16 protein-coding genes and 1 pseudogene are annotated in these 14,983 nt (G+C 71.6%); 10 read left to right on the plus strand and 7 right to left on the minus strand.

Annotated features, from left to right (window positions below; all coding sequences use genetic code 11):
* The first annotated feature begins 19 nt into the window (after window positions 1–19).
* Window positions 20–1,120 carry an AraC family transcriptional regulator gene (locus IEY88_RS05100; RefSeq protein ID WP_189153331.1) on the plus strand — a complete coding sequence of 367 codons (1,101 nt, stop codon included), beginning with the start codon at window positions 20–22 and terminating at the stop codon, window positions 1,118–1,120.
* Here IEY88_RS05100 and IEY88_RS05105 read toward each other — a convergent pair.
* From IEY88_RS05105 to IEY88_RS05115, 3 genes are read right to left on the minus strand one after another with little or no spacing between them, the layout of a single operon-like run.
* Window positions 1,111–1,905, minus strand: a complete 795-nt coding sequence (locus IEY88_RS05105; protein ID WP_308425955.1) for an SDR family NAD(P)-dependent oxidoreductase — start codon at window positions 1,903–1,905, stop codon at window positions 1,111–1,113. The two genes, IEY88_RS05100 and IEY88_RS05105, sit on opposite strands and share 10 nt — an antisense overlap.
* A gap of 57 nt (window positions 1,906–1,962) precedes the next feature.
* The gene (locus IEY88_RS05110; protein ID WP_189153332.1) at window positions 1,963–4,644 is read right to left on the minus strand and encodes a helix-turn-helix transcriptional regulator; all 2,682 of its coding nucleotides are present in this window, start codon (window positions 4,642–4,644) and stop codon (window positions 1,963–1,965) included.
* Between the two features lie 11 nt (window positions 4,645–4,655).
* Window positions 4,656–5,159, minus strand: a complete 504-nt coding sequence (locus IEY88_RS05115) for a hypothetical protein (protein ID WP_189153333.1) — start codon at window positions 5,157–5,159, stop codon at window positions 4,656–4,658.
* A 78-nt stretch (window positions 5,160–5,237) separates the two neighbouring features.
* Here IEY88_RS05115 and IEY88_RS05120 point away from each other — a divergent pair, with 78 nt between their 5' ends.
* The 6 genes from IEY88_RS05120 (at window position 5,238) to IEY88_RS05145 (ending at window position 10,244) form a co-directional block, all read left to right on the plus strand.
* The gene (locus IEY88_RS05120) at window positions 5,238–5,672 is read left to right on the plus strand and encodes a MarR family winged helix-turn-helix transcriptional regulator (protein WP_189153334.1); all 435 of its coding nucleotides are present in this window, start codon (window positions 5,238–5,240) and stop codon (window positions 5,670–5,672) included.
* Between the two features lie 124 nt (window positions 5,673–5,796).
* On the plus strand, window positions 5,797–6,705 hold the full coding sequence (locus tag IEY88_RS05125; protein ID WP_189153335.1) for a DMT family transporter: 909 nt from the start codon (window positions 5,797–5,799) through the stop codon (window positions 6,703–6,705).
* The gene (gene epsC, locus IEY88_RS05130) at window positions 6,702–7,343 is read left to right on the plus strand and encodes a serine O-acetyltransferase EpsC (protein ID WP_229693088.1); all 642 of its coding nucleotides are present in this window, start codon (window positions 6,702–6,704) and stop codon (window positions 7,341–7,343) included. The genes IEY88_RS05125 and epsC overlap by 4 nt, the downstream gene beginning before the upstream one ends.
* 22 nt (window positions 7,344–7,365) lie before the next feature.
* Window positions 7,366–8,337 carry a cysteine synthase A gene (gene cysK / locus IEY88_RS05135; RefSeq protein ID WP_189153336.1) on the plus strand — a complete coding sequence of 324 codons (972 nt, stop codon included), beginning with the start codon at window positions 7,366–7,368 and terminating at the stop codon, window positions 8,335–8,337.
* 6 nt (window positions 8,338–8,343) lie between these two features.
* On the plus strand, window positions 8,344–8,838 hold the full coding sequence (locus IEY88_RS05140) for a cupin domain-containing protein (protein WP_189153337.1): 495 nt from the start codon (window positions 8,344–8,346) through the stop codon (window positions 8,836–8,838).
* Between the two features lie 230 nt (window positions 8,839–9,068).
* On the plus strand, window positions 9,069–10,244 hold the full coding sequence (locus IEY88_RS05145) for a serine/threonine-protein kinase (RefSeq protein WP_189153338.1): 1,176 nt from the start codon (window positions 9,069–9,071) through the stop codon (window positions 10,242–10,244).
* A 94-nt stretch (window positions 10,245–10,338) separates the two neighbouring features.
* Here IEY88_RS05145 and IEY88_RS05150 read toward each other — a convergent pair whose 3' ends face one another.
* The gene (locus tag IEY88_RS05150; protein ID WP_189153339.1) at window positions 10,339–10,722 is read right to left on the minus strand and encodes a VOC family protein; all 384 of its coding nucleotides are present in this window, start codon (window positions 10,720–10,722) and stop codon (window positions 10,339–10,341) included.
* 113 nt (window positions 10,723–10,835) lie between these two features.
* Entirely contained in the window at window positions 10,836–11,393 is a 558-nt protein-coding gene (locus IEY88_RS05155) for a TetR/AcrR family transcriptional regulator (RefSeq protein WP_189153340.1), read from the minus strand.
* A 99-nt stretch (window positions 11,394–11,492) separates the two neighbouring features.
* Here IEY88_RS05155 and IEY88_RS05160 point away from each other — a divergent pair, with 99 nt between their 5' ends.
* Complete coding sequence (locus IEY88_RS05160) at window positions 11,493–12,368, plus strand: NmrA/HSCARG family protein (protein ID WP_189153341.1); 876 nt, start codon at window positions 11,493–11,495, stop codon at window positions 12,366–12,368.
* Between the two features lie 3 nt (window positions 12,369–12,371).
* On the opposite strand, the gene IEY88_RS05165 is transcribed toward IEY88_RS05160, so the two are convergent.
* The gene (locus IEY88_RS05165) at window positions 12,372–12,932 is read right to left on the minus strand and encodes a hypothetical protein (RefSeq protein WP_189153342.1); all 561 of its coding nucleotides are present in this window, start codon (window positions 12,930–12,932) and stop codon (window positions 12,372–12,374) included.
* Window positions 12,933–13,062: 130 nt separating this feature from the next.
* Between IEY88_RS05165 and IEY88_RS05170 the strand changes: the two genes are divergently transcribed.
* Window positions 13,063–13,725 carry a hypothetical protein gene (locus IEY88_RS05170; protein WP_189153343.1) on the plus strand — a complete coding sequence of 221 codons (663 nt, stop codon included), beginning with the start codon at window positions 13,063–13,065 and terminating at the stop codon, window positions 13,723–13,725.
* Here IEY88_RS05170 and IEY88_RS05175 read toward each other — a convergent pair.
* Window positions 13,722–14,279, minus strand: coding sequence for an RNA polymerase sigma factor (locus IEY88_RS05175; protein ID WP_189153344.1), 558 nt, complete (start codon window positions 14,277–14,279; stop codon window positions 13,722–13,724). The genes IEY88_RS05170 and IEY88_RS05175 overlap by 4 nt on opposite strands.
* 135 nt (window positions 14,280–14,414) lie before the next feature.
* On the opposite strand from IEY88_RS05175, the pseudogene IEY88_RS44045 reads away from it, so the two are divergent.
* Window positions 14,415–14,897, plus strand: a pseudogene (locus tag IEY88_RS44045) (AfsR/SARP family transcriptional regulator); the annotation flags it as partial.
* Window positions 14,898–14,983: the final 86 nt, after the last annotated feature.

Below are 14,983 nucleotides of genomic sequence, written 5' to 3' on the forward strand. Positions count from 1 at the left end.
GCAGTTGACAATCGCGGCCATGACGTCGTTGGCCGAGCCTGCCGTCCGGCACTGGGACTTCCCGCGGGGCATCGCGAGCGTCGCGCTCCTGCTGCGCTTCGGCGCCGAGCACGGGATCCCGCTGGACGCGTTGCTCGCGGGCAGCGAGATCGACGCCGGGATCCTCGCCGACCCGGTCGCCGAGGTCGACGCCCGCCAGGAGCTCACGGTCGTGCGCAACCTCGCCCACCGGCTGCCGCACGCGGGCGTCGCCGCCGGACGTCGTTACCACGCCACGACTTTCGGCGTGCTGGGCTACGCGTTCCTCAGCGCGGCCACCCTGCAGGACGCGATCACCACCGCGCTGCGCTACCTCGACCTCAGCTTCGCGTTCACCGCGCCCTCCGCCGTGATCGACGGCGACCGGCTCGTGCTCGCGCTCGACACCACCTCGCTGCCGGCCGACGTGGTCCCGTTCCTCGCCGAACGGGATCTCGCCGCCATCCACACCGTCGTCGGCGAACTGCTGACCGGCGCGGTGCCGGTGCTGGGCGTGGACTTCGCCCACTCGCCCCCGGAGGACGTGCGCGAGCACGAGGAGGTGTTCGGGGTCCGTCCGCGGTTCGGGGCGGGTGCCGATCAGTCCGTTGTGGACGTCGCGGTGCTGGCCGAGGCGTTGCGACTGGCCAGCCCCGAGACGACGGCCGTGTGCGAGGAGCAGTGCCGCGCTCTCGCAGAACGCCGCCGGGAGAGCCCGGGGGCGGCGCGGGAGGTGCGGCGGCTGCTCGAGTCCTCGGACCGGTTCGAGCACGGCATGCCCGCGGTGGCCAGGGCGCTCGGCACCAGCCCGCGGACCCTGCGGCGGCGCCTGGCGTCGTCCGGCACGAGCTACCAGGCGCTGCTCGACGAGGTGCGCGCGAAACGGGCCGTCGCGCTGCTGTCGCGCGGCGACCTGTCCGTCGAGGCCGTCGCCGAACGGCTCGGGTTCGCCGAGGCCGCGAGCTTCATCCACGCCTTCCGCCGCTGGTTCGGCGTGACGCCGAGCAGGTACGGCCGTGCCGAGGTCGTGTCTCCGGGTCTCTCGCCCGCGTCTGTCACCGGACGAACTTCCGGGACACGACCTGGCGGTGATCAGCCGTAGCAGGCGCCGAACGAGATGTTGACCTGCGTCGAGGTGATGCTGCGGCCGTGCTCCGACGCGACGAACGCGGCGACGTTGCCCACGTCGGCCATCGTGGCGGCGCGCTTGAGCGGTGAGGCGTTGATGATGCTCTGCCGGGGAGCCTCCATCTCGGGGATGTCCGGGAAGGTGTCGACGATGCCGCCGGTCAGCAGCGTCACCGTGCGGACGCCGTGCGGTGCCAGTTCGACGGCCCACTGCTTGCGCAGCGACTCGACGGCGTCGAAGCCGATCTGCACGTTGCCCATGCCGGGCAGCACGTTCGCGTGGTCCGAGCCGCCGAAGAACAGCAGCACGCCGGACTCCTGCTTCACCATGTGCCTGGCCGCGGCCTTCGTGGTGATCAGGTGCGTGGTCAGGCTCCTGCCGACGGCCGCGACGAGGTTCGGCGTCGAGATGTCGGCGAGCGGCTGGAAGAGCCCGTCACTGGTGATGACGTTGACCGAGATGTCCACGCTGCCGGTCTTCTCCGCGACGGCGTCGATGTGGTCGTTGACCGCGGCGGCGTCCGTCGCGTCCACGACGGCCGTCTCGACCTGCCCGCCCGCGGCGCGGATCCGGTCCGCGACGGCTTCGAGCGTGGCCGGCGTCCGGCCCGCCAGGAAGACCCGCGCTCCCTGGGCCGCGAAGGCGTCCGCCATCGCGCCGCCGATTGAGCCGCCGCCCCCGTAGATCACCGCGGTCTTGTTCTCCAGCAACATCTTCTTCTCCTTGTCGTCGGAGAAGAGGCTGGGGCGGGACGGCACCGGTCCACATCGGTCACGTGACTGGCGTGCCGCTCACCGGGAGACCGGCGGGGTAAGTCATCCGAGGCCGAGCTGCGCCAGTTCGATCCGCTTGGTGACGCCCAGCTTCGGGTACGCGCGATACAGGTGGTGGCCGATCGTGCGCGGGCTCAGGAACAACTGCGCGCCGATCTCCTTGTTGCTCAGGCCTGCCGCCGCCAGCCGGACGACCTGCACCTCCTGCGGTGTCAGGTCCTTCAGCACGTTGACGACGGCCGGTTCGACCGGACGTTCACCGAGCTCGCTCGCGGCGCGTGCTTCCCAGGTCGTCGCGCCCAGCCGGGCGAAACCGGCGAGCGCGGCCGTCAGTTCCGTGCGTGCCTCGCCGCGACGGCGTCTGCGGCGCAGCCATTCGCCGTACAGCAACCGGGTTCTGGCCTCGTCGAACGGTCCGGCAGGCACGTCGAGTGCCGCCCGGTACCGCTTTTCCGAGTCCTCGACCATCGCGTGGCAGCGGTGCGACAACGCCGTCGCGACAGGACTGTCCACGTGCGCCGCCCAGTGGTCGAACGCCTCGATGTGCTCGGTGACGCGGCCGGGGTCGCCGTCGCGGACCGCCGCCTCCACCAGGTCCGGGACGGCGCGGATCAGGAAGTCGTACCGGGCAGGACCGGTGCACACGAGGTGCAGCGCGTCGAAAGCCGTCGCGTACCTCCCGGCGGCCAGGTCGAGCAGGCCGAGGCCCCAGTGCGTCATCGCGGTGCCGACGGCGTGCCGGTTCTCCAACACCGGCAGCACCTCGGCGGCCAGTGCGCGGCACCGGGTCTGGTCGCCGGTCACCGCGGCCAGCCACACCGAGACCGACCGCAGCACGGCGACCTCCATGTCGAGGCCGAACTCGGTCCCGAGGGCGACCGCCTCGGCCAGACAGGTCTGCGCGGTCAGGAAGTCGCCGCGCAGGGCGTGGGCGAACGCGAGGATCTCCTGCGCGTAGGGGATCCACATCAAGGCCCCGGTGGCACGCGTCTCGGCCACCATCGTGTCCATCACCGCGATGGTCGCGTGGTCGTCGGCCAGCATCAGCCCGCTGAACCCGGCGACGACCCGGTGCATGACGTCCTCACCGGGCAGGTGACCGATCTCCAGCACCGCGCGCAACGGCCCGGCTTCCGGCTGCCCGCTCAGCAGGGCGCCCCAGCTGCTCAGCGCGTCGGCCGCGAGCCGCGACCGGGAGCCTGGCCGCAGGTCGAGACCCGCCAGCATTCGCCCGCCCTCGGTGACCGACGTCAGTGCGCCCGCGTCCCGGCCGGCGCAGAGCATCTCGGTCAGCATCACGACGGCGCGTTCGGGATCGCTGTCCGCGACCAGCCGCGCGGCCTGCGCCGCGAGTGCCGCGTCGGCCTCGGGCGAGGTGCGTTCGTACTCGATCTGGCCGCGCAGCAGCGTCATGTCCGCGATGACGGCCGGATCGGTCGTCAGGGACGTGACCTCGACGGCCAGCCGGGCCGCTCGGTCGGGTTTGCCCGCGTCGTAGGCGGCGAGCGCGGCCTTGGCGATGCGCCGCGCCTTCCGCTCGGGATCCACGCTCAACCGGCCGGCGCGGTCGTACGCGGCGGAAACGGCCATCGCCCCGCCCCGGCGTTCGGCCCGCAGCGCGGTGCGTTCGAGCTCGGCGGCGACCTCCTCGTCCGGTTCGGTGGTGGCGGCCGCGAGGTGCCAGGCCCGCCGGTCGGGCGTCGTCAGGGCCTCGGCGAACGCCCGGTGCACCGCGATCCGCTGGTGGTGGGTGGCGCACTGGTAGGCGGCGGCGCGCACCAGCGGGTGCCGGAACGTCAGCTCGTCCGTGACGCTGATCAGCCCGGCGCGTTCGGCGGGCTCCAGGTCGGCGGTGTCCGCGCCGACCGCACGCGCCACCCGCAGCACCGTGTCCATCCCGGCGAGCCGGTCGGCCGCGGCGACCAGCAGGATCGCCTGGGACGCCGGGGGAAGCCCGGTGATCTGCGCGCGGAACGCGTCCTGCACCCGCCTGGTGACCGGCAACGGCCCCACCTGGTGCGCGGGCTCGGCCCTGCCCTCGCGCTGGGCGGCCAGCCGGGCCGCGCCGAGCTCGAGCACCGCGAGCGGGTTGCCGTCCGCCTCCTCCAGGACCCGTGCCCGCATCGGCGCCGTCAGCCCGGGGGAGCGGTCGTCGAGCAGCCCGGCCGCCGCGTCCGCGGACAGGCGGGTCAGCCGCAGCTCCTCGATGCCCGGCGTCGCGAACGGGACGGCCGTGTCACGGACGGCGAACAGCATCACCACCGGGTCGGCCTGGAACCGCCTGGCGGCGAACAGCAGCGCGTCCGAGGAGCCACGATCCAGCCACTGCGCGTCGTCCACCACGCACAACAACGGCTTCTCGGCCGCGAGCTCGGCGAGCAACGTCAGCGTCGCCGCCCCGATCAGGAACGGCGTGGCCGTGTCGTCGCTCAGCCCGAACGCACCGCGCAACGCGGCGGCCTGCGGTGCGGGCAGCACGTCGAGCCGGTCGAGGTGGGGGTAGAGCAGCAGGTGCAGCGCGCCGAACGCCAGCTCGGCCTCGGACTCGATCCCGACGCCGCGCAGCACGCGCATGTCCCCGGCTCCCGCGACGGCGTGGTCGAGCAGCGCGGACTTGCCGATGCCCGCGTCACCCCGGACCACCAGGGCCGCGCTGCTCCCGGACGACGCGTCCCGCAGCAGCCGCTCGACGTGGGTCCGTTCGCCATCCCGGCCGACCAACATGGCCCGAGAGCCTAGTGGCCGGGCCGGACCCTTTCGTTCGCCCGGAAGACCTGCCGGACGACGCCGATCCACCACAGGAACGTGAGCGCGATGACGGTGGGGTTCTTGAGGAACAGCAGCACCGCCAGGTAGGTCTGCCTGGCCTCCGGGGGCAGCAGCGCCGAGACCACGTGCTCGGCCAGCACCTCGAACACGGCGAACGCCACGCCGAGGAACACGACCTGCCACACCAGGCTGGGCCAGTGCCGGCGCGCGAACTCGCGACCGGCTCCCCAGCTCAACCGCAGCCCGGCCGTCGCGATCCGCCACAGCACAACGACGAGCAGGATCCGGGCCGCCAGCACGACGACCTCGGAGACGGTGGCGAGAGCGGGGTCGATCTCGCCCGTCCAGTTCACGGTGACCAGCCGCTGGACCGACGCGATCGACGACAGTCCGGCCACCAGCCAGAAGTGGCGGAGGTAGCAGCGCCACGTCCATCTCGGCACCTCGAGTGCCAACCTCAGCTCGCTCACGGTTCCCCCTCGATACTTCAGTCGACTGAATAATTTAATTCAGCATACTGAAATGTCGATTGAGGTAAAGTGGCGGCTGTGGAAGGTCGAGATGCCGGACGTGAGCTGAGCACCGCCGTGGTCGCGTTCCACGAGGCGGTGGGCGCGAGCCTCGGGGTGACGGCCGTCGACCAGCGCGCGCTGGCCGTGATCATGGGCGCCGGATCGGTGTCGGCGGGGGAACTCGCCAGGGAGATCGGCCTGACGCCCGGCGCGGTGACGGGAGTGGTCGACCGCCTCGCGCGAGCAGGGCTCGCCCGCCGCGAACCGCACCCGGAGGACCGCCGCCGGCTGGTGATCACGGCGGCCCCCGGCGCGTTCGGCGACACCTTCGCCGGACTGGGCAAGGCGATGGCCCAGCTGACCGACCGCTACTCGTCGGCCGAGCAGGCGGTGATCGCCGATTGGGTGGCGCGCACGATCGACGTGCTGCGCGAGCAGACGCGGATCCTCAACGCCCGATCGCGCCCGTAGGCGGTCTTCTGCCAGTCGTCGGCGAGCGGATGGTCGTCCGCGTGCGGCTCGCTCTAGTACGCCCCGAGCGCGCACTGCTGGAGTATCCAAACGACTACTGACAGATAACCCGAATCGAGATGCAATGGACAAGGCATCCGTCGCGCGCTTCCTGCTGCTGGCGCTGCTGTGGGGAAGCAGCTTCACCTTCATCAAGGTGTCCCTCGAAGGTCTGACACCGGGCCAACTCGTGCTCAGCAGACTCGTCCTCGGCGCGGCGGTGCTGCTCTCGATCGCGGCCGTCCGCAAGGTCACCCTGCCGCGCTCCGCGCAGGTCTGGGGCCACATCGCGGCCGCCGGCCTGTTCGGCAACGTCATCCCGTTCCTCCTGCTGTCCTACGGCGAGAAGACCACCGGGGCAGGCATCGCGGGCGTGCTCATCGGCGCCACGCCGTTGCTGACGCTGGCGCTCGCCACGGCCGCGTTGCCGACCGAGCGGGCGACGTCCCGCAAGGCGATCGGCCTGGCGCTCGGCTTCGTCGGCGTAGTGCTGCTGATCGGGCCGTGGCACGAGTCGCTCGGCTCGCTCAGCGGGCGGATGGCCTGCTTCGGCGCGGCCGTCAGCTACGCGATCGGTTTCGTGTACGTGCGGAAGTACCTGTCACCACTGGGGTTGGCGCCGTTGGCACTGGCCGCGTCGCAGCTCTTGTCGGCGGCCGTGCTGCAGGCGGTCGTGACGCCGTTCCTGGCCTGGCGCACGCCCGACTTCACCGGGCCGGTGACGCTCAGCATCGTGCTGCTCGGCCTGCTCAGCACCGGCTTGGCGTACGTGCTCTACTTCCGCCTCATCGGTGACGTCGGCGCCACCACGGCCTCCGCGGTCAACTACGTGGTGCCGGTGTTCGCGGTGCTCGTCAGCGTGCTGTTCCTCGGGGAGCACGTGACGTGGAACCTCCTGGCCGGTGGCCTGGTGGTGCTCGTCGGCGTGGCCTACGCGGAGAACCGCATGGGGCAGCTGCGCAAGGAGAAGGACACCGCGGGAGCGGTCCGGTGACCCCGCGGGCGCTGCTCCGTGTAATCACCGCCGACCTCGACATGGTCATGGACCGCGACCCGTCGATCCTGTCGCGCAGCGAGGCGTTGCTGCACCCGACGGTCATCGCGCTCTGGGGTCATCGCGTGTCGCACAAGCTGCACCTGCGGGGAAACCGGCGCGGCGCCCGGCTGGTCATGGTCGTCGCGAGACTGCTGACCGGGGGCATCGAGATCCACCCCGGCGCGACGATCGGCCGTGGCTTCTTCATCGACCACGGCGCGGGCGTGGTGATCGGCGAGACGGTCGTCATCGGCGACGACGTCACGATCTTCCACCAGGTGACGCTCGGCGCGGTCGGCTGGTGGCACGACAACCAGCGGCCGGAGGGCTCGCGGCGGCACCCGAAGCTCGGCGACCGGGTCGTCGTCGGGGCCAACGCGACGATTCTCGGCCCGGTCACCATCGGCCACGACTCGGTGGTGGGCGCCCAGGCGCTGGTCATCCGGGACGTGCCGGCGGACTCCCGCGTGCTGGCGCCGTTCTCCATCCCGAACCTGAGGTCGAGCCGCAGCGTCGCGAAGGCGGCCAGGCCTCGCCAGTCCGTCGTGGTCGCGGGGCAGAAGCACAAGGGAGCGGCCGTCTTTCCCAGCTGGTGACACCTAACCGATCGGAGTGCTCGTGAACACCCGACTCAGTCAGCCCCTCACCAAACGGCCGCCCGCCGAGTCGCTCGTCGACCTGATCGGCGGCACGCCCACCGTGAAGCTCGACCTCGGCGTCACCACGGCGAACCTCTACGCCAAGCTGGAGATGGCGAACCCGCTGTCCAGCGTGAAGGACCGCGCCGCGCTCTACATGATCAACGGAGCGGAGGAGCGCGGGCAGCTCACCAGGGGCTCGGGCACGATCGTCGAGGCGACGTCGGGCAACACCGGCATCTCCATGGCGGCGATCGCGGCCGCGCGCGGGTACAAGTGCGTGATCGTGCTGCCGGACAGCGCGACCAGCGAACGCCTCCAGTTGCTGCGCGCGTTCGGTGCCGAGATCGTGCTGACGCCGTACCAGGAGGGCTACGTCGCGGCGATCGCCAAAGCCGAGGAGATCTACCGCGAGCGGCCGGGGTCGTGGTTCGCCTGCCAGCACGAGAACTCCGACAACGTGGCCGCGCACCACGCCACCACCGGTCCGGAGATCTGGAACGACACCGACGGCGAGATCGACGTCTTCGTCTGCGGTGTGGGCACCGGCGGCACGCTCAGCGGCACCGCGAAGTACCTGAAGGAACGCAACCCCGCGATCCGCGTGGTCGCGGTGGAGCCGGAGGGGTCACCGGTGCTCAGCCAGGGATGGGGCGGCCTGCACCGCATCCCCGGCCTCAACGGCGGTTTCGTCGCGGCGACGACCGACGTCGACCTCATCGACGAGGTGCTCACGGTGTCCAACGAGGACGCTTACGCCACGGCGCGCGAACTCGCCAGGACGGCGGGGCTGCTGGTCGGCGTCTCCTCCGGCGCGGCCGCCCACGCCTGCCGCGTGCTGGCCGCACGGCCTGAACACGCGGGCAAGAACTTGATCACCGTGTTCCCGGACACGGGCGAGCGCTACCTCTCGTGGTTCAACCAGGACGACATCGCCAGCAATGAGGAGTGACCAGAGATGACGCAAGTGTCCAACATCCTGCTTCCCGGCGAGGGCGAGTCGGTGCAGATCGGCACCACGACGCACACCACGTTCAAGGCCAGGGGAAGCGAGACCGACGGCAGGCTCGGCCTCTACGAGCACCGCATGGCCCCCGGTGCCCCCGGCGCCTCACCGCACGTCCACAACGAGCAGCTGGAAGCGTTCTACGTCCTGCACGGCATGGTGGAGCTCCACCTCGACGGCAAGTCGTTCGCCGCACCGCCCGGCACCTACGTCAACGTTCCGATGGGCGTCTCGCACGGGTTCCACAACCCGTACAAGGACCAGGCGACGATGCTCATCATCTTCACGCCCGCGCTCAACCGCGAGGAGTACTTCCGGGGCCTCGCCGAGATGTACGCGGACGGCAACCAGCCGAGCGAGGACGAACTGCTGACCCTGATGGCGAAGTACGACCAGTTCGAGGTCACGATGAACGGCTACGACGTGCCGAACTGGGGCCGGCACTGAGCTTCGACGACCACGGGACCCGCGACGGACGCCGTCGCGGGTCTTTCCTGTCGGTGCCGCGGATCCTCGACTCGCGGGCGGGCGCTGGTCAGCGGCCCCATCGCGTCTCAACTGGTGGTTTGACGGTTGACAGTCAGGCCAGGGGTGGAATATTCGACCCCTGGCAGAGTGTCCGGCGCTGTCGGGTGGGCGGGGCCTCCCGACCGGCGCCGCCGGCGACGAGGTGGCGAATGACAGAGGAGTTACCGGAGATCCCCGGCTTCCGGTACGTCCGACCGCTCGGCAAGAACGTCCACCTGTACCGCGCCGCGGACGGCGAGGTCGCGGTGAAGCTGCTCGTCGACCCCCCGCGGGTGGCCGAGATCAGGACGGTGGCCGGTCTGGGGCATCCCGGGATCGCGAGCGCCGACCGTGCCGGACGGACCCGCGCGGGCTTGCCGTACCTGGTGATGAGGTACTTCCCGGACGGTGACCTGGCCGCGGCGGCGCCGTTGCCGTTCGCGCGGGTGCTGGAGATCGGGATCGACCTCGCCGACGCGCTGCACGCCGCGCACCAGGCCGGTGTCGTGCACCGCGATGTGAAGCCCGCCAACGTCCTCCGCGGCGAGCGCGGGCAGGTGTACCTGACCGACTTCGGCACGACGGGTGGTGACCACCTGCTCTGGTCGGCACCCGAGGTGATCAGCAGCGGCGCCCACTCGGTCCGCGCGGACGTGTTCTCGCTCGGCGCGACGTTGTGGCACCTGCTCACGGGCTACTCGCCGTTCGTGGTGCCGCGCGGCGACAACTCCCGTGCGGCGATCACGCAACGGATCCTGCTCGGCGCCACGCGGCCGTCGGGCCGGGCACCGCAACCGCTGGAAGACCTGCTGCGCCAGGCGATGTCCGCCGACTCGGCGGTGCGACCGGCGTCGGCCGGCGAGTTCGCCGAGCGGTTGCAGGGGATCCGCGAGGAGTCCGCTCCGACGGCCGCGCTGGCGGCGGTCGTCGTCCCGGCGGACGTGCCCGCGCGCGAGAAGGCCCGGTGGCCGGTGTACGCCGGAGTGGCCGGTGCCGTCGCCGTCGTGGGTATGACCAGCGCGCTTCTCATGCAGGACAAGGGTTCTCTGGAGGTGCCGGCCGGCGCCCAACCGGGAAGCGCCGCCGAGAGCGGAGCCACCGGCACGGCCGTGGTCACCGCGACCCGCGTGAACCCGCAGACGCTCCGCTTCGCGTGGTCCTACCCGTCACCGCAGTCCGGCGACACGTTCGTCTGGCGCACCAACGACGAGCTGAAGACCGGCACCGTCACCGAGCCGTCGGTCGAGCTGCCCGCGTCGGGCACGCTCTGCGTCGAGGTGCGGGTGGTGCGGGCCGGCGGCAACGCCGAGGCCCGCGACTGGTCTCCGGAGGGCTGCGGCTTCTGACGTGCGGGCCGGGCGGCGGTGTCGCCGCCCGGCCCACCTGCGCCGGGGATGCCTCGCGTGTGAAGCTGCGCTGCAGAGGAATGCGGCCGACAGGTCACTTGCGCTGCTCGGCGACCATCCAGCACAGGCAGAAGGGATGCCCGGCGGGGTCGGCGTAGACCTGGAAGTCGTCGCCCTCGGTCCTGCCCAGGGCCGGCCTCAGCACCGTGGCGCCGAGAGCCATGACCTGCTCGTGCGCCTCGGCGAAGTCCTCGACCCACAGGTCGAGGTGGATCTGCTGCTTCGTCGGGCCGTCCGGCCACTGCGGCGGTGTGTGGTCGGGCGCGAGCTGCACGCCGACCCGCGGTGTGCCGTCGACGACCACCATGTGCCAGTCGTCGTCCTCGTTCACCTTGCCGCCGAACACTCCCGCCCAGAACCGGCTTTCCTCGCCCAGGTCGGCCGCGTCGAAGACGATGACGTCGAATTTGATCCGCATCACCGCATTCTGCCAACGGTTGCGGTGCCGCGCAGTTCGCCGAGGGGAGCGGCACGCCGCAGGTCTGTCCACTTCGGACTGTGGCAGTGCGGGAAGTCGCGGGCGACACCGGCTCAGCGAACTGGACTGATCCCGGCCACGGCCAGCGCGAACAACCGCCCGGCCGACCCCGCCGGGTCCCGGTGGTGCTCCGTCACCGTCACGATGCCGACGATCAACGTCACCAGCTCGACGACCGTGACGTCCGCCGCGACCGCCCCGTCCGCCACGGCCCGGCGCAGCAACGGCTCGGCCGCCTCCTCGATCGCCGTCGCGCACGAGTTGCCCTGCACGGGGTCACCTTCGAACGCCAGCGCGGTCGCGAGCCCCTTCGCCGCGACGCAGTACGTGACCACTTCGCCGAGCCACGCGAGCAACGCCTCCCGGCCGTCGTCCGCCCCGGCCAGCTCCCGGGCCCGCTCGCACAGCACCTCGATCCGGTGCCACAGCACGGCTTCCAGCAACGCCTGACGGGTGGGGAAGTGCCGTCGCACCGTCGCCGACCCGACCCCGGCGACCCGTGCGATCTGCTCGAGCGACGCCCCGGCGCCGTGCACGGCGACCTCCTGCTCGGCCACGGCGAGGATCCGCTCGTGGTTGCGCCGGGCGTCGGCGCGCTGGCGATCGGTCATGGCACACCTCGGGGTTGATAAACGGCGGGGCCCGCCATATCGTAGCGAACACCTAAGTGGCGGGCCCCGCCATTTAGTGTCGAGTCACCGAGGAGAGCCATGTCAGCGCCAGTTCTGGTCACCGGAGCCACCGGCAAGCAGGGAGGTGCCGCCGTACGAGCGCTGAAGGCAGCAGGCGTTCCCGTGCGCGCGTTGGTCCGCGATCCCGACCGCGCGACGTCCCTCGGCGTGGAACTCGTCGTGGGCGACCTGCACGACCGCGCCTCGCTGCTCGCCGCGACCAAGGGCGCCCGCGCCGTGTTCTCCGTGCAGATGCCCGAGCTCATCGCCGGCGGCTTCGACTTCGAGGGCGAGGTCGCGCAGGCCAGGAACCTGATCGACGCCGCACGGGAGTCGGGCGTGCCGCAGTTCGTCCAGACGACCGTCGACGGCGCGGGGCAGCACACCGAGGACGAGCTCTACCCGGTGCGGGCGGCGTCCATGAACGCGAAGGCGGCCATCCAGGACCACCTCCGCGCGGCCGGCTTCGAGCGGTGGACGCTGCTCAAGCCGGGCTTCTTCATGGAGAACTTCCTGCCCTCGTCCGCCTTCCTGTTCCCGCGCGGCGTCGAGGGAGGCCTGGTCAGCCTCCTGAAGCCCACGACCCGCCTGTCGCTCGTCGCCGTCAGGGACATCGGCACGGCGGTGGCCGCCGCCGTCGCGGACCCCGGACGGTTCGACCGCGTGGAGCTGGAGCTCGCGAGCGACCGCCTGTCGATGGCCGAGATCGCCGAGGTGCTCTCCGATGCGCTCGGCGCCGACCTCGCCGCACCCGACCTGACCCTGGACGAGGCCCGCGCCGCCGGGATGCCCGAGATGGCGGCGGGGCACGACCGGATGAACGAGACCGGCATGGCCGGCCGGCCGGAGTACGCCAGGGAACTGGGGCTGCCGCTCACGAGCTTCGCGGAGTGGGCCCGGGAAGCACTCCGGTAGGGCTCAGAGCCTCTCCCCGGCGGTGACGAACAACCGCTCGGCCGCGTCCAGCAGCACGTCGCGCAACGCCGGCGAGGTCGTCGCCACCGCCGCCGCCCGGAACCGGGTGCCGACGCCCATCAGGTCCACCCGGGACAGTCGTTCGTCGTGGTCCCAGTGCGGCGGCACCGGCACCGGCGTCACGGACGGGATCACGACCACCATGCCGCCGATGACCACGGTGACGCCGTGCGGAGCGGGCAGGACCTCGCAGGTCGGCGGCGACGCGACGAGACCGTCGACGAACTGGCCGAGCGCCGTGCGGTTCACCGCGAGCACGGCGTCGCTGCCGAGCCGGTCCGCGGACCGCTGCAGGGTCGCGGCCTCGGTGATCGCCGTGCCGGTCGCGAGCGCCACCCACCGCAACCGGTCGTCCGCCGGGACCTCCCGCTTCACGGCCGCGGTGTCGGCCAGCGCGTGCCGCAGGGCGTCGAAGTCGTAGATCCAGCCCAGCTCGTCCTCCGGCGGCGGGAACGGCCACCAGTACAGGGCGATGAGCTCCGACTCGGTCAGGGTCACGCTCATGTCGTACTCCTCGTGGTTGTCGGTGTCGGGGAGCAGACGGCGCGAGGTGCCGCGGTGATACGCGTATCAACGGCGGTTCGCGGCCCGTCTGAGAGCCATGCGAAGTCAGGGGAAAGCACCGCGGTGGGCCGTGCTGACGGCTCTGCTGGCGGTGGTGCTGTCAGGGTGCGACGAACCGGCCGGGGACGCCGCCACGAGTGAGAAGCCGGTCGGCGGGGTGGTGGGCCCGGCTACCACGAAGGAGGCCGGGTGCCGTGCGCCCGGCCCCGAGATCGGGCATTGGCTGCCCTCCTTCAGCGGTTCGGTGAGGAACGAGGCCACCATCAGGACCGTCACGACGAACCCGTGCCCGCCGTTCGTCGAGCTGCTGAACCAGATCGACATGCTCGTCCCGCAGGGAGAGCGGAAGGCGGGCACCGTCGCCAAGGAGTTCGCCTCGGGGGTGCGGGGGCTGGCGAGCAAGTACCTGGCCGGCGCCGACACCGCGCGATGCCTGTACGAGGCGGACAAGCTGACCATCGGGATCTACCGGCACCGCGACCACCCGTGGTCCGTCGGAGTCGTCGTGGCGCTGAAAATGGACGCCGCCGCGGACGTGGCGTTGTGCTACCTGATCGGGCAGGCGCGCTCCGATCCGGCGCTCACCCCGATCCAGCCGGCGGAGGGCCCCGAACCCCACTTCTGCGTCCAGCCGTCGTTGCCGGAACGCAAAGGCGTGAAGACGGCGGTCGTGGCGTTCGGGTCCTCGACCTGGATGTGCGACGCGCTGGCCCGCGCCGTGCCGTCCGACTAGGCGGACCGGTCGTGCACCTCCCGCAGCGCCGCGATGGCCGTCGAGCGCCGGAGTCTGACCAGGCAGCGCTGCCTGGTCGGGCCGATGGCGCCGACGGGCATGCCCAGCCGCTCGCTGATCTCCGCGTAGGACGGAGGCGGGTCGGCGAGCAGCAACGAGACCAGTTCCCGTTGCCGCACCGGCAGTCTGGCCACCTCGGAACGCACGGTGGTGCGCCGTTCCTCGTCGAGCAGCGACTCGTCGGCACCCGGCACGGCCGGCTCGCGGTCGTCCGGGAACTCCCGGTGTCTGCCGCGCAGCACCGACACGCATTCGTGCCGGGCCGTCGTCGACAGCCAGCCCGGCAGTGCCTCCGGGTTGCGGATCTTGCCGGCGTGCAGCACGAGCTGCAGCCAGACGTTCGCGCTGACGTCCTCGGCGTCGGCGCCCATGACACCGTGCCGCCGGCACACTGCGGACAGCAGCGGCGAAAAGCGCCGGAACAGTTCCGCCCAGGCCGATTCCACTCCCTGCGCGGCGCTTTCCAGCAGAGCCGCGACCGATTCGTACCGCATTCTCGCCCTCCCCGATCGTGTGATGTCCTCACGGTTTCGGGACGCCTTGCTCGGCAACCTTGCGGCGACCTTGCGGAGGGGTCAGCATCGACGGGTCCGTCTTTCGTGACCCGTCGAAAATCGGGGGTTCGCGGCATGGAACTCCGGCTGTTCGGGGAGGTGCAGCTGCGGGTGGAGGGCGGGCTGCTCGACGTCGGCACGCCCCGGCAGCAGGCCGTGCTGGCCGCACTCGCGGTGGACGCGGGCCGGCCGGTCGCCGTCGAGCTGCTGATCGACCGGGTGTGGAACGACGATCCACCCGTGCAGGCGCGCAACGTGCTGTATTCCCATTTGAGTCGAATTCGGCAATTGCTCAGGGCCGCCGGTGAAATCGCGCGGGTCGACCGCAGGAATGCCGGCTACGTCCTCGACGTCGATCCCGATCTGGTGGACCTGCACCGGTTCTCCCGGCTGGTCGACCAGGGCCGGGACGCACGGGGCCGGGACGCCGACCGCGCGGCCGTGCTGACGGAGGCGCTGGGGCTGTGGCGCGGGGTTCCGCTCGCGGGCGTCACGGGGGAGTGGGTGGAGCAGGTCCGCGACAGCTGGCACCGCAGACGGCTGGACGCGATCGTGCTGTGGGGCGAGGTGGAACTCCGGCTCGGCCGCTTCGACGGGGTGATCACGACGCTGCCCGACCTGGTCGCGGAGTACCCCGCTCGCCG

This window comes from Lentzea pudingi, from assembly GCF_014646255.1.
Classification (GTDB): Bacteria; Actinomycetota; Actinomycetes; order Mycobacteriales; family Pseudonocardiaceae; genus Lentzea; species Lentzea pudingi.